A 13,190-nucleotide genomic window follows, 5' to 3' on the forward strand; every position below is an offset into this window, starting at 1 on the left:
GGAGCGGGTTCACGGCTGTGGCCGCGGCACCTCGCGGATCACGCGGGCGGGGTTGCCCGCCGCGACCACGTCGGCCGGCAGGTCCTTCGTGACCACGCTTCCGGCGCCCACGACGGTCCGTTCGCCGATGGTCACCCCCGGCAGCACGATCACCCCGCCGCCGAGCCACACGTCGTCCCCGATGGTGATCGGCCGGGCCCGCTCCCACATGGCGCTCCGCCGCCGCGGGTCGAGGTCGTGGTCGGCGGTGTAGAGCTGGCACCTCGGCGCCAGCCAGACGCGCGAACCCAGCACGATCGGCGCGCAGTCCAGGAGCACGGCGTCGAAGTTGATCCTGGTCTCGGCGCCCAGCTCGATGAAGAAGCCGAATTCGCACAGGAACCGGGGCATCACCCAGCCACCGGGCCCGACCCGGCCGAGCAGCTCGTGAAGAATCGGCTGCCGGGCCTGGTCGTCGGTGAGCGCGGTCGCGTTGAACGCGTCCAGGAGCCGGGCACAACGCTCCCGGTAAGGCATGAGCGCCGGCTCCGTGGAGACGTACGGCAGCCCGCCGGCCATCCGGGCCTTGAGCGCGGCCAGTCGCCCCCGCTCGTCGGTCGTTTCCATGTCGTCGTCCATTGGGAGACCTTTCCGGGGGACGGTTACCGGGGGCGGAGCCGGAGGGCGATCGGCCGGTGGTCGGAGGCGCCCGGCCGTCCGTCGTGCGGGAGCAGCCGGGGGTCGTCCACCGCCTGGTACGAGGCCAGCGCCCCGGTCAGGACCGGCGACAGCAGGAACACGTCGATGCGGCGCGGCGCCTGGCCCGGCGGGTGGTGCCCGAAGGTCGGCGAGCGATCCCGCGCATGGGCTCCCGCGTCGACGAACAGCGGATCCTCGGCCTCGCCCAGCAGCCGCCGCAGCGGAGCGCGGTCGGCGTGCTTCTCGCCGGGCCACCGGTGGTCGTCCCGGCGGTGGCGGGGCACGGTCGTCCAGTCCGGCTCCGGATCGTCCGGCGGGAGGGAGTTCGCGTCCATGGCCAGGACCGTGGGGGCCGGCGCTGCGGGGTTCGCGTACTGGCGCAGCCGGTCGGACTCGATCCGCCGGTTCGTGGGGCTGAACGGGTCCAGATGAGCCACGACGAACCGCAGCTCGTGCGACCACCCGGGCAGCCGCAGCGTGACGCTGCCGTGGCCGTGCCACGGGGCGAGGTCGTGCGGTGTCCGCTCGGTCTCCACCGGTGCGATGTCCCGCTGCCAGAAGATCGCCAGATGGCAGCCGGTCTTCGCGGTGAACAGCGCGCCGTCCATGCCGAACCCGGCCTTGGCGTCCTCGAAGAACCGCCCCCCGTCCCGGTCCCAGCCCCACCCCTCGGTGGTCATCAGCACCCGGGGCCGGTGTTCCGCGACGATGTCCCGCTGCAGCAGCCAGCGTTCGTCCCGGCCTCCCAGCCGGTCGATCCCGGCCTCGTACAGGTTCCAGAACATGACGAGGTCGCTCGCGGCGGCCGTCGCCGGCTGCCTGCCCGCCCCGCTCACTTGAATCCGACGATCATGGATTCCGGACCGTCCAGGTGTTCCACGCGGGTCTCCCGGAAGCCCGCCTCACGCAGCCATTCCTGGCACTGGGGACCGGTGTAGTCGAAGCCGCCGGGGACCTCCAGGTGCATCATGAGGCTGAGGATCAGCCCGACCGCGTTGCTCCGCCGGTCGCCGTCGATCAGCGTCTCGTAGATCAGCACGGCCCCGCCCTCCGGCAGCGTCCGGTACGCCTTGTCCAGCAGCAGCCGCTTCTCCTCCAGCCCCCAGTTGTGCAGGACGTGCCCGAACACCAGCACGTCGGCCGAGGGCAGTTCGTCGCGGAAGAAGTCGCCTGGCCTGAAGCTCATCCGGTCGGCGAGGCCGAGCGCGCCGGTGTACTCCTCGAACCCCTCGCGGGCCTGCGGCAGGTCGAAGCCGACCGCGGTCAGATGCGGGTGGCTCAGCAGGATCCGGCCGGGCAGCGCGCCCTCGGACGTGCCGATGTCGGCGAGCGAGCGGTAGCTGTCCCAGGGGAAGCTCTCCGCGATCACCCGCGCCGAGCCGATGCTCAGCGCCGTCATGTCCCGCTGGAAGGCGCGGACCGAGTGCGACGTCGCGTACATGTCGGCGTAGAAGTCGCGGCCGGTACGGGCTCCGCGCAGCGCCTCGCCGGTCCGAAGCACCCCCGTCAGGTCATCGGCCAGGCCCGCGCACTGGGCCAGGTAGCTGTCACCGAGATAGGTGGCGGGCTTGCCCGCGTCCAGGTATTCGTCGGCCGCGGGGGTGTTGGCGTAGACATCGCCGGTACGGTCCAGCAGGTCGAGCGCCACCAGAGCGTCCAGGAAGTCGCCGACGGCGCCGGGGCCGAGACCGAGCCGGCCGGCCAGCTCGTCTCCGCGCAGCGGCTCCTTGGCCAGCTCGGTGAAGACGCCCAGCTCGATGGCGCTGAGCATCGTCTTGGTCTTCCAGTACGCCCAGAACAACTCGGTGACGGGCTGGGGTGAGGTCATGTCCTTACCTTCTGGTCGGGTCGGTCGTCGGGGTGCGGGCGGGCGGCGGTCGGTTCCGCCCGCCGGGCCAGGGCGACGGCGGCCGTGACGGCCAGGCCGCACGACAGGGTGAGAGCGGCGATCGACAGCGGAATCGACACGGCTGCCCGGGCCGCTGCGGCGAACAGGCCCAGCAGGGGCGGCAGGGCCGCGCTGCCGATCAGGTTGGTCAGCAGCAGTACGGCGCTGACGCGTTCCGGTGGGAGCGGCAGGGCGGCGGTGGCCCAGACGAGGACGGTCGGGAAGACCGTGCCCAGCGCGAACCCGGCCAGCCCGTAACCCGCCGGTGCCCAGCGGCCGTCGAGCGTGGTGAGGAGCAGGCCGGTGGCGGCGAGCAGGCAGAGCAGGACCAGCCGCGGGTGGCCCAGCCGGTGCGTCACGGGCGGCAGCACCACCCGGCCGGCGGTGAGGCCCGCCCAGAACAGCGCGGTGAGCCCGGCGGCCTCCTCGGCGGAACGGCCCGCGGCCTCCAGGTGGGTGGACTCCAGCGCGCCGATACCGGCCTCCACGCCCGCGTACAGGAAGGCCACGGCCGCGAACACGGCCAGCGGGGGCAGGCTCCGGCGCCAGGCCGGGGCGTCGGTGCCGGTATCGGCCGTTGGCGGGGTGCCGGGGCCCGCCGTGCCGAGGCGTCGGGCCGGCCAGAGGAGCGGCGCCGTCAGCCCCGCCGTCACCAGCAGCAGCCACGACACCTCACCGAACCGCCCCACCAGCAGCGGTCCCACGGTGGCGCCCGCGCCGAAGCACGCGTGCAGCAGATTCATCAGCAGCAGCCCGCGCCGCCCCGGGAAGCGGCCGAAGAAGGCGTTCAGGTACAGCAGCAGCCCGCCGAAGCCGAAGCCCGTCGCGGTGGCGCACGCGTTCAGCAGCCACCAGGTGGGCGCGAGCGCCATCCCCGCGCAGCCGCCCGCGAACGCGGCCAGCAGGGCGAGGACCGGGCGCCCGGTGGTGGACCCCCCGGCGCCGGTACGGCCGCCGAGACCGCACGCGGCGACCCCGGCGAGCGCACCCAGGTTGTACAGCCCGACCAGCTCGGCCCCGCCCCCATCGGGCAGCCCGTACGCGGGCCTGAGCAGCGGCAACGCCGCTCCCAGCGCCGCGGTGACCACGCCCAGCAGCAAGGACAGCACCAGAGGGGCCACGACGAGACCCCGGGCGGGTGCGGCGGGCGGCACCGGCATGGTCACCTCCGGTCGGGCAGGGCTGTGGCGCGGAACCCGACCGGGGCGAAGACGGCCGAGGCGGACGGGGTGAACGGAGCCTGGGCGAAGAGCCCCAGCCGCAGCTCCGGCTCCGAGAAGCCGAAGAACGTCCGTACGAAACGCCAGTCGTCCTCGGGCGCCTCACGGAAGAACACCGCCTGCCGGGGCCCCTCGCGGGTCACCAGCAGCTCCGCCTCGGGACCGGCCAGCGCCGGCCCCAGCGCCTCGTCGGACACCGGCCGGGACAGCACGGTGACCACCGCCCAGCCACCCGCCTTGACCCGCTCCACGCAGACCTTGAGCCAGCCCTCGGGGCCGTGCAGGGCGATCCCGCCCGCGTCGCCGAACCTGGCGCCGTCGACCGAGATCCGGGTCCAGGCGGTGAAGTCTCCCCGGACCGTGCGCTGGAGCAGCGGCAGTCCGCTCGCCTCGTGGGCGCCGGGCATGGCGAACAGATCGGCCCCTCCCGGCGCGGTGATCTCCAGCGATCCGCCGGTACGCGAGCAGGAGAGCGGCTCGGCCGACCAGCTCCAGCCCTCGTCGAAGCCGAACAGGACCTCCGGCGGCGCGGCGCCCGTGGGCTGCGTCGCCGTCATGCCGTCATCCCGCCGTCGACGCTGATCGCCTGGCCGGTGACCTTCTTCGCCGTGGCCAGGAAGACCACCAGCTCCGCGATGTCCTCGGGCGTCTGGAACTCCCGCTGGGGAATCATGGTGCGCATCCGCTCCCAGCACTCGTCCTCGGTCTCGCCGGGCCGGACGAACGCCGACAGCAGATAGCTCCACATATTGGTCCGGATCATCCCGGGGCAGATCGCGTTGACCCGGATGCCGTCGCGGGCCACCTCCAGGGCGAGCGAGGAGGAGAAGCCGATCACCCCGAACTTCGCGGCGCAGTAGTGCGCCACCTTGGCGAAGCCGCTGCGCCCCGACACCGAGGAGAAGTTGATGATCGCCCCGCCGCCGGAGTCGCGCAGCAGCGGCACGGCGTGCTTGGAGGACAGGAAGACGCCGTCCAGATTCCCGGACACCACCTGCTGGAACTCCGTGAGCTCCATCTGCTCCACCGGGCTGACATGGGTCACCCCGAAGGCGTTGACGACCACGTCGAGCCGTCCCGGCCCGGCTGCCAGCGACCCGTACAGCTCGCGCACCGCGGCCTCGTCGGTGGCATCGACCTCCGCCGCGGTCACCCGCAGCCCCGCCTCGCTCAGCCGGGCCGCCAGCTTCTGGGCGTCGGCGAAGCCGCTCACCCGGGTGGACCGGTAGTGGTTGAACGCCGAGGGCAGCCGGTCGGTGTCGGCCACCACCACGGTCGCGTCCTGCCGGGCCAGCGCCTCCACCGCGGCGGCGCCGATGCCCCGGCCACCGCCGATGACCAGCGCCACCTTCCCGGCGAGCCCCGTCCCCGTCCCCGTCCCCGTCCCCGTCCCCGTAGCGGTCCCGGTCCCGGATTCCGTCGTCGTCATGCCGTCATGTCCTTCCCATGCGTTGCGCTTACGGGCTCCGGCGTCAGGCCGTAGCCGAGCGGGGGCAGCACCAGGGCGTCCAGGAGCCGGGGGAAAGCCCGGTAGTCCGCGAGATTGCGGCTTCCTTCGGTGACCAGCCGCCGCAGCTGCCGCCGGTCCTGGGCCGACTCCGCCGGCAGGGCGTCCACCGCGGACAGCAGGCCGTCGTCCCGGTGCCGGAAGAAGTCGGTGAAGATCTGCTCGGACCGTGCGAGCGCCCGGTCCAGGTCGACGCCCGTCCGCCGCTCCACCGTCAGCCGACCGGTCAGCCGGGCGTCGTGGGGGATCTCCTGTCGCACCGCGTCGCCGGACAGCGCCCGCAGGAACGTCCGGTCCTGGTACGGCGACTCGGCAGTCACGTCCGCGGGTTCGAAGTCGCGGCCGCACAGCTTGTCCACGAGCGCGTCCTCGTCGACCCAGCCGAGCGCCTCGACCCTGCCCATGGAGAACGCGGTCGTGGTGTCGAGCACCGTCGGCACCAGATTGCGCGCGGGCAGCAGTTCGACGGCCGGGCCGATATCGGCGCCCAGTACCGGAATCCCGTGGGCGAGCGCCTCCAGCACCACCCGGCCGAGCGTCTCCCGCGACGCCGTGCTCGGGAACAGCAGCACGTCTATCTCCGAGAAGAACCCGGCGAGTTCGTTCTGCCCCAGGACGCCGAGCACCCGGACGGCATCCGGCTCGACCCCCTGCCGACCCAGCTCCGCCAGCACCGAACCGGTCTCCCAGCGGGGATGGTTCGGCTTGCCCGCGCACAGCAGACTGACGCGCCCCCCGCTCGCCCGGTGGCAGCGGGCGAAGACCGACAGCACCTGGTCGAAGTTCTTCGCCAGTGACAGAGCGCCGAGATAGCCGATGCGCAGCGGCTCGTCGGGCGCCGGTATGCGGGCCCGGGGAAGCCGGGGGAGCCGGTCGAGCATGGGGTAGGCGACCGCCGAGTTGTCCTCGGTGACCGACGCCAGATGCCGGATGAACAGCCGGCGCGTGTACTCGGTCGGGAACAGCACCAGGTCACCGGGGCGCAGCAGCGGCGCGCACAGCTCCTCCTGCGCCCAGTAGCCGGACCACAGCGCCGTGTGCACCTCGCGGACGATCCGGAAGCGGCCCTTCGTACGCTCCCGCCACAGGTGGTACAGGAAGGCGTACGGGCCTGCCCCGGCGTACACCACCTCGCCCGGCGAGGCCGAGGCGACACTCTCGGCGCCGCGGGTCAGATCGTGCCAGGCCACGCTCCTGTGGCCGTCCAGCAGTTCAGCCACCTCACGATGCATGAGGATTGCGCCGTCGACGATGCCCGAGGTGTCCGGCGCCCGGTAGTCATGCGCGTGCAGCCGCACGGCGGGCCTCCTCCCCGGGACGGTCCTCGCCGTCCGCGTCCGACGGCCCTCCGCCGATCAGTTCGCGCAGCTGCGCCGGGCTCATCCGGTGCAGCCGGAGCTGCTTGTCGTGCACGCGGTTGGCGATGTCCCGCCGTACGCCGTGCACCTCGGCCGGGAGCAGGTACTTCGTGCGCAGCCGCTCGCCGAAGCCGCCGTGCGCCCCGTTGTACTCGATGGCCAGCAGCCGTTCGCTGCCGCGCAAGCGCGCGACGGTCTCCGCGTCGAGCTCGGGGTCGAGCGCCGCGCAGTGCAGATGCGGCAGGCCGAGGTCCCGGTTGGCCTCCGCGACGAGTACGGTCGCGTAGCCGAAGGTGACCAGGGCGGTCCCCAGGTCACCGGCGGCGGGCGGGGTGATCCACACTCCGCCGTCCACGTCGGCGGAGCAGTCCGCCCCGGGCGGGTCGAACTTCGCGTCGACCGTGCTGAGCACGTGCGTGATGTCCGGGTTGTGGTCCAGCCGGTCCAGGCAGGCGTCGAACTCCGCCTCGGTCACCGGCTCGTAGACGCGGGTGTTCATCACCAGGCCGAGCAGGTTCGCGGCGTTGTGCGCGCCGCCCCAGGCCCCCCAGCTGCGCCCGGCCAGCACCAGCAGATTGCGCACGCTGGTGGTCGCCTCGGTGAGCATGCTGAGCGAGTCCATGTAGTACATCGCGTCGGTGGCGACCACCTTCAGCGTCCGCTCGGGCAGCGCGAGGGTCAGGCCGAGGCTGAGTGTCTCCGCGAGCCCGGTGTTGGTGTACGGCACCTTGCCGCGCAGCCCGAAGCGGTTCGCCATGTCGGCGGTGAACACCGCGAGTTCCCGGCCGGTGCGCTCCTGGCGGTCGGCCAGCATCCGTCCGGTGGTCGCGGCGAAGGACACCTTGGCGGGCTTCGCCGGTGCGGCCGGGCCCTCGGCCGGCTTCGGCTTGAAACTGTGGTCGCCCTTGCGGGTCCGGCACACCAGCGCCGCCGACCCCGGCGCGGCCAGCAGTTCGCCGAGCGAGTCCGCGACGGCCTTCGCGTCCAGGCCGTCGGCCTCCTCGACGCGGTGCAGATAGCCGCCCAGGTAGTCGCGGCTGAGCGGCCTCGGGAGCGGCTCGATGCCCTTGTCGTTGGCGTCCACGACCAGGATCAGATTGGTCAGACCCGCGTCGTGGGCGAAGCGCAGGCATTCGAAGACCACGCCCTCCTGCAACTCGCCGTCGCCGGCCAGGCAGACCACCTTGCGGTCGTCGCCCCGCTCGGCCATCGCGCTGGCGAGACTCACCGCCTGCGCGACGCCCACGCCGAGGCTGTACCGCATGGTGTTGCGGAAGCCCAGGTCCCGGTGGACCACCCCGGTCAGTCCGCCCTGGTGCAGGGTGGCCAGCGGGGTGAACGGGAAGGTGCCGCGGACGTAGTGCTCGGCGTAGAAGCTCGGCGCGATGTGTCCCCGGCCGACGATCAGCTCGGCCGGGCCCTGGCCCTCGTCGGAGTCCGCGGAGACGAGTCCGAGCTCGAAGCAGGCGCGTACGAGAGGCAGGGACGACAGGCAGCTCTGGTAGTTCCCCGAGCCCGCGATCTCGTGCATCCGCAGCAGTACCCGGGCGCTGTCGTCATGGACCCGCTCGGGAACGGCGGCCGCGAGCTTGCGCAGCGAGTCGAGTAGCGGGCCACTGTAATCGCCCGCTTCCAGCTCGGCCAGCTCGCGCCGCACCACCTCGTTCTCCTCGGGGGTCAGCCGGGGCAGCGCGGCCCGACCCGGCTCGGCGAAGAGACCGCTCAGCCCGGTCATCGACCGCTCCCGCACACCTCGTCGAGGGCGGCGGCGAGGACGTGCAGCATCTCGTCCGCCTCGGTCTCGGTCGTCACGAAGGCGGGAGCCATGACGAACCAGTCGTCCTGGCCGCGGATGATCAGGCCGCGCCGCAGGCACGCCCGGGCGAACCGTTCGCCGATCGGCCGTTCGCCGCCGTCCTCCAGCAGTTTGACCCCGTACAGCAGTCCGATCGACCGCACGGTGCCGCGCCCGCCGATCAGCTCCCGCAGCCGCGGTTCGATGTACTCCGCCAGTTTGCCGATCCGCACCGGGAAGTCGCCGTCCCGGAAGAGGTTCACCGCGGCCAGGCCCGCGGCCGAGGCCATGGGGTTGGCCGCGTACGTGTGCGAGGGGGCGAACGCCAGCGGACCGCCGGAGTCGCCGAGGACCGCGGCGACCCGCTCGGCCATCAGCACCGCGGCCAGCGGGGCGTAACCGCCGGATATGCCCTTGCCGACGCACATGATGTCAGGGGTGACGCCGAAGGTCTGGGCGGCGAACGGCCTGCCGGTGCGGCCGAATCCGGTCACGATCTCGTCGAAGACGAGCAGCACGTTGTGCCGGTCACAGATCTCCCGGAGCCGCGTGAGGTAGTCGGCCGACGGGATGGCCATGCCGCGCAGATGGATGACCGGCTCGATGACCAGGGCGGCCACCGAATCCGGGCCCTCGGCCTCGATCGTCCGCTCGATGATCGACGCGGCCAGCGCTCCCGACTCCTCGGGCGGCACGCCCCAGAAGGACTCCAGGCAGTCCGGCGGCCAGACGTGGAGGAAGCCGCCCAGGCCCGGGCCGAAGCGCCCGACATCGGGGCGCCCGGTCAGCGACAGCGAGCCGAAGGTGGCGCCGTGGTACCCGTGGTAGTGGCTGAGCACCTTGATCTTGTCGGGATTGCCGTGCGTACGGTGGTAGAGCCGGGCCAGCCGGACCGCCGCCTCGACGCTCTCCGAACCGCCGTTGACCAGCTTGGCCGCCGTGATGCCGGGCGGCGCCAGGTCGACCAGGCCCCGGGCCAGCTCCAGCGCGGCGTGATTCGTGCCGTGCAGGGGCGGATTGAAGGGGAGCGTCCGCAGCTGGTCCTCCACCGCCCGCGTGATGGGCTCGCAGTCGTAGCCGAAGCAGGTGACGAACACGCCCGACAGGCCGTCCAGATAGCTGCGGCCACCGGCGTCCTGCAGCCGGATTCCCTTGCCGGAGGTGAAGAGCACCGCGTCCTCGGAGTGCGGGACCTCGAAGCAGTAGGCGGACAGGTCGGTCGGCCACGACGACAGCGTGGACTCTTGGACAGACATGAGGGATCTCTCTCTGTGAGGGGGTGCGCCGACGCGCTCAGCGCGGGAGGGGAGAGACGAGGGACTGGTGGATCCGCAGCCTGCGCGACGGTGCGAGCAGGTCGAAGTACTCGGTCCACACCGGGCTGAGGATGTCCCTGAGCAGGATGTCCTTGGCGATGTCGACGATCACCGGCAGCGAGTGGGCCATCAGGAGCGGCATCAACAGCCGCTCCTCGCCCGGCGCGAGCAGGCCGGGGGCCGTCGCCGCCTCCCGGAACGCGGCGAGGGAGCGGCGGCGGTCGGTCTCGCCGGCCACCCGCCCCGCCATCTCGGCCAGCCAGGCGAGGTCCAGCAACCGGTCGCCGACGTGCAGATTGTCGAAGTCCAGCACGGCTACGACGTCAGGGCCACCGCCTTCGCCCGCACCGTCGCCCGTGGGGGAGAACAGGAAGTGGTGGTAATGCAGATCGCCGTGCACCACCGCGGGCCTGACGGGCTGTTCGCCCGCCGCGGCCGGTCCGGCCTCTCGCAGCAGCCGACCCGACGCGACGACACCGCGCAGCGCCGAGGCGGCGGCCCGGCCCCAGCTGTCGCCGCGCCGCTCCGCGAGGGGCAGCAGCCGCTCCTCGGCGTCCCGCAGGGCGGACGGCCAGTGTTCCTCGTCGACCAGCCGGGGCAGCCGGATCGGGGCGAGCGCGTCCGCCACCCCGGCCGGCGGCCGGTCCAGGGCGCGGCGCAGCCCGAGCCCGGTGCGTACGACGGCGGCGGCCCGGGCGAGCGTGAGCTCGCCGGACGCGGCGCCCGGCGCAAGCGGAGCGAGTTCGCACACCAGCCCGTCGTGCCAGACGCTGGTGGCGCCGTCCGAGGCCGCCACGGCCACCGGGGCGGGCACCCCGTGGCTGCGGCAGTGCGTGAGGACCTCTTCCTTGAGCGGATAGAACCGCGGCTCCCGTGCGGCGTCGGGATTCAGCTGCACCTTCAGTACGTAGCCTGCCTCGGGGCGCTCCACGTACCACAGGCCAGCGGTGTGACTGAGCGGCGCGGTGTCACCGGCCGAGAGCGGCCGCACCGGGACACCGGACCACCGCGGTCCCCAGCGGGTGGCGAGCACCTGGCGTACCCATCCCGCGCTCCCGGCCGCCTCCACGCGGGGCGGCACCGCAGCGGTCATCGGCGGTCCTGCGGGCGCGGTGGCCGACCGGAGCTCCACGACGTGTCCATGGGACCCTCCCCTGCCTGAATCTGGCGGTTGGCTGGACTGTGCAGCGATTCCAGCAAACGGTTCTGTCGTGGCCCTGTGGTGCACCTGTCCCGCCGCCGCCGCGGTCTGTGCCCGCTCTGTCGTCCTAAAAAGTTGACTAGTATTTTGGGGACGTATGGGACGCAACTACGGCATCGCTGACGAGAGCCGATCGCTCTGAAGAGTAACGCTCTGGATACTGTTCGTATGTTCTTCCAGGTCCTGGGACCGGTACAGATGCTGATGCAGCACGGTGCCTCCCTCCCCCTTCGGGGTGCCCGGTTGTCGACTCTGCTGGCACTGCTGCTCGTCCACGCGCCCACGGTGGTGAAACGGGATTTTCTGATCGAGGAGTTATGGGCCGGCCGGCCCGTCAAGGATCCGGTCAACGCTTTGCACCTGCATATAGCCAAGCTGCGTGGTCTGCTGGGCCGGGACAGCGGCCTGCTGCAGACGCGGAAGGGCCTCGGATACCGGATGGGGCTCTCGGCGGACATGCTCGACGCGACCCGCTTCGCACGGCTCGCCGCCGAGGGCAACGACCACCTCGACCAAGGGCGCCCGGGCGACGCGGCGGTGGTGCTTCAGGAGGCACTTCGGCTGTGGCGGGGCCCGGCGCTGGAGGGCGCGGGCGACTCCGTGGCCATCGCCGGTGAGCGGGCGCGATTACAAGAACTGCGCCTCGTGGCATCCGAGCATCTCGCGGAGGCGCGGCTGGCCCAGGGGCAGCACGTCGCCCTGGTGCCCGAGCTGAAGGCCCTGGTCGCCGAGCACCCGCTGCGCGAGAGTCTGCGCGGACTGCTGATGCGGGCCCTCTACGGAGCGGGCCAACAGGCCGAGGCGCTCGAGGTTTTCAACGCCACGCGGGGAGTGCTCCGCGACGCACTGGGGGTGAGTCCTTCCCCTCCCTTGCGCGCACTGCACGCCGCTCTGCTGGCCCAGGACACGCTCGTGCTGAACGCCCCGCGAAGGGGGCTCGCCGCCACGCCGCCGCCGGAGCCCCGGAACGCCCCGAGCCCGGTGGGTCCCGGGTCAGGGCCCCGGAGCACCGGTGAGGCGGTCGGGACGGGCGGACTCGTCCCGCCGCTCGACGCGTTCGTCGGACGGCGCGCGGACCTCGGGACCATCACGGCAGCGGTGCGGCAGAATCGCCTGGTGACCGTGGTCGGTCCGGGCGGCGTGGGCAAGACCCGGATCGCCCTCCAGACGGCGGACGGTCTGCGCGAGGAATTCCCGGACGGCATCTGCCTGGTGGAACTCGCCTCACTTCCCGCCGGTGCCGGCCCCGACCAGCTGATCGCCGCGTTCGCCGAGGCGCTCGGCATCCCGGATTCGCCCGACCGGATCCCTCGACTCGCGCGACTGCAGGCCGCCCTGGCCGAAAAACGGATGCTCCTTGTGGTCGACACGTGCGAACACGTACGCGAGGGCGCGGCCCACACCGTCGACACCCTGATGCGCGGCTGCTCCGCCCTGACCGTGCTGGCCACGAGCAGGGAAGCGCTGGCCGTGCCCGGCGAAACGGTCTTCCCGCTGCGCCCGTTGGCGCTCGGCGAGGCGGTCGAGCTGTTCCGGGTCCGGATGACCTCGGCCACGCCGGACCTGGGGTGGGACGACGCCACACGGGCGAGCGCGGCGGCGGTGTGCCGTCGGCTGGACTGCCTGCCGCTGGCCGTCGAACTGGCCGTCGGCCGCACCCGCATGCTCACCGTCCCGGACATCGAGGCGCGGCTCGCCGACGGCCTCCACATCCTCGCTCAGACCCCGGTCCCCGCTCCCGAGCGGCATCGCACCCTGTACGCGGCGCTGGACTGGAGCCATGAACTCCTCGACGCCGAGGAGAAGCGGGTCTTCCACGACTTGTCCGTGCTCGTGGGCACCTGGGACCTCGACGCCGCGGAACACTTCTGCGCGGACGCGACCCTGTCCGGCGCGGAGGTGGTCGACACCGTCGGCCGACTGGTCGGCAAGTCGCTCCTGGCCCCCTTGCGGGGAGCGGGCAGCTCACGCTTCCGGATGCTGGAGACGGTGCGCATCTACGCGCGCCAGAAGCTCGCGGCCTCCGGCCGCGAGGAGGAGGTCCGCGACCGTCACGCGGCCTGGACCTTAACCCCACCCGAGCCGGCCGCCCGGAGCGGCCCCGAGCCCCACAGCGGCCGGCCCCTCGCCCGGCCGCCCGCGCCGGCCCGGCGCGATGCCATGTGGATCGCGAGAAGCCATGGCACGTGCCGGAGCTGCTCCCTCACGAGCTGAGCACACACAGCGG

Annotated in this window: 11 protein-coding genes; 1 reads left to right on the plus strand and 10 read right to left on the minus strand. The window is 72.6% G+C overall.

Annotation, left to right across the window (positions count from 1 at the left end; translation table 11 throughout):
- Positions 1 to 9 precede the first annotated feature (9 nt).
- From ACH4TL_RS18480 to ACH4TL_RS18525, 10 genes are read right to left on the minus strand one after another with little or no spacing between them, the layout of a single operon-like run.
- A complete protein-coding gene (locus tag ACH4TL_RS18480) occupies positions 10 to 606 on the minus strand; it encodes a sugar O-acetyltransferase (protein WP_398315277.1) in 597 nt (198 codons plus the stop codon).
- Positions 607 to 641: 35 nt separating this feature from the next.
- The gene (locus ACH4TL_RS18485; protein WP_398315279.1) at positions 642 to 1,463 is read right to left on the minus strand and encodes an endonuclease/exonuclease/phosphatase family protein; all 822 of its coding nucleotides are present in this window, start codon (positions 1,461 to 1,463) and stop codon (positions 642 to 644) included.
- Between the two features lie 47 nt (positions 1,464 to 1,510).
- On the minus strand, positions 1,511 to 2,506 hold the full coding sequence (locus ACH4TL_RS18490) for a methyltransferase (RefSeq protein ID WP_398315281.1): 996 nt from the start codon (positions 2,504 to 2,506) through the stop codon (positions 1,511 to 1,513).
- Positions 2,503 to 3,726, minus strand: coding sequence for an MFS transporter (locus ACH4TL_RS18495; RefSeq protein WP_398315283.1), 1,224 nt, complete (start codon positions 3,724 to 3,726; stop codon positions 2,503 to 2,505). The genes ACH4TL_RS18490 and ACH4TL_RS18495 overlap by 4 nt, the downstream gene beginning before the upstream one ends.
- A gap of 2 nt (positions 3,727 to 3,728) precedes the next feature.
- On the minus strand, positions 3,729 to 4,343 hold the full coding sequence (locus ACH4TL_RS18500) for a DUF1349 domain-containing protein (protein ID WP_398315285.1): 615 nt from the start codon (positions 4,341 to 4,343) through the stop codon (positions 3,729 to 3,731).
- A complete protein-coding gene (locus ACH4TL_RS18505; protein ID WP_398315287.1) occupies positions 4,340 to 5,215 on the minus strand; it encodes an SDR family oxidoreductase in 876 nt (291 codons plus the stop codon). Before ACH4TL_RS18505 ends, ACH4TL_RS18500 begins: the two co-directional genes overlap by 4 nt.
- Positions 5,212 to 6,591, minus strand: coding sequence for a glycosyltransferase (locus tag ACH4TL_RS18510; RefSeq protein WP_398315289.1), 1,380 nt, complete (start codon positions 6,589 to 6,591; stop codon positions 5,212 to 5,214). Before ACH4TL_RS18510 ends, ACH4TL_RS18505 begins: the two co-directional genes overlap by 4 nt.
- On the minus strand, positions 6,572 to 8,386 hold the full coding sequence (locus ACH4TL_RS18515) for a 1-deoxy-D-xylulose-5-phosphate synthase N-terminal domain-containing protein (RefSeq protein ID WP_398315291.1): 1,815 nt from the start codon (positions 8,384 to 8,386) through the stop codon (positions 6,572 to 6,574). Before ACH4TL_RS18515 ends, ACH4TL_RS18510 begins: the two co-directional genes overlap by 20 nt.
- Positions 8,383 to 9,702, minus strand: coding sequence for an aspartate aminotransferase family protein (locus ACH4TL_RS18520; protein WP_398315293.1), 1,320 nt, complete (start codon positions 9,700 to 9,702; stop codon positions 8,383 to 8,385). The genes ACH4TL_RS18515 and ACH4TL_RS18520 overlap by 4 nt, the downstream gene beginning before the upstream one ends.
- 37 nt (positions 9,703 to 9,739) lie before the next feature.
- Entirely contained in the window at positions 9,740 to 10,855 is a 1,116-nt protein-coding gene (locus tag ACH4TL_RS18525) for a phosphotransferase (RefSeq protein WP_398315295.1), read from the minus strand.
- A gap of 351 nt (positions 10,856 to 11,206) precedes the next feature.
- Between ACH4TL_RS18525 and ACH4TL_RS18530 the strand changes: the two genes are divergently transcribed.
- Entirely contained in the window at positions 11,207 to 13,177 is a 1,971-nt protein-coding gene (locus ACH4TL_RS18530; protein ID WP_398425278.1) for an AfsR/SARP family transcriptional regulator, read from the plus strand.
- Positions 13,178 to 13,190 lie beyond the last annotated feature (13 nt).

It is taken from the genome of Streptomyces sp. NPDC021115, from assembly GCF_044333065.1.
In the GTDB taxonomy this organism is placed as follows: Bacteria; Actinomycetota; Actinomycetes; order Streptomycetales; family Streptomycetaceae; genus Streptomyces.

Bases quoted from the DNA above. Each gene is read 5' to 3' on its own strand.
- ACH4TL_RS18515 (WP_398315291.1), bottom strand. From the start codon at position 8,386: ATGACCGGGCTGAGCGGTCTCTTCGCCGAGCCGGGTCGGGCCGCGCTG.
- ACH4TL_RS18485 (WP_398315279.1), bottom strand. From the start codon at position 1,463: ATGTTCTGGAACCTGTACGAGGCCGGGATCGACCGGCTGGGAGGCCGG.
- ACH4TL_RS18520 (WP_398315293.1), bottom strand. From the start codon at position 9,702: ATGTCTGTCCAAGAGTCCACGCTGTCGTCGTGGCCGACCGACCTGTCC.
- ACH4TL_RS18505 (WP_398315287.1), bottom strand. From the start codon at position 5,215: ATGACGACGACGGAATCCGGGACCGGGACCGCTACGGGGACGGGGACG.
- ACH4TL_RS18500 (WP_398315285.1), bottom strand. From the start codon at position 4,343: ATGACGGCGACGCAGCCCACGGGCGCCGCGCCGCCGGAGGTCCTGTTC.
- ACH4TL_RS18490 (WP_398315281.1), bottom strand. From the start codon at position 2,506: ATGACCTCACCCCAGCCCGTCACCGAGTTGTTCTGGGCGTACTGGAAG.
- ACH4TL_RS18495 (WP_398315283.1), bottom strand. From the start codon at position 3,726: ATGCCGGTGCCGCCCGCCGCACCCGCCCGGGGTCTCGTCGTGGCCCCT.
- ACH4TL_RS18525 (WP_398315295.1), bottom strand. From the start codon at position 10,855: ATGACCGCTGCGGTGCCGCCCCGCGTGGAGGCGGCCGGGAGCGCGGGA.
- ACH4TL_RS18480 (WP_398315277.1), bottom strand. From the start codon at position 606: ATGGAAACGACCGACGAGCGGGGGCGACTGGCCGCGCTCAAGGCCCGG.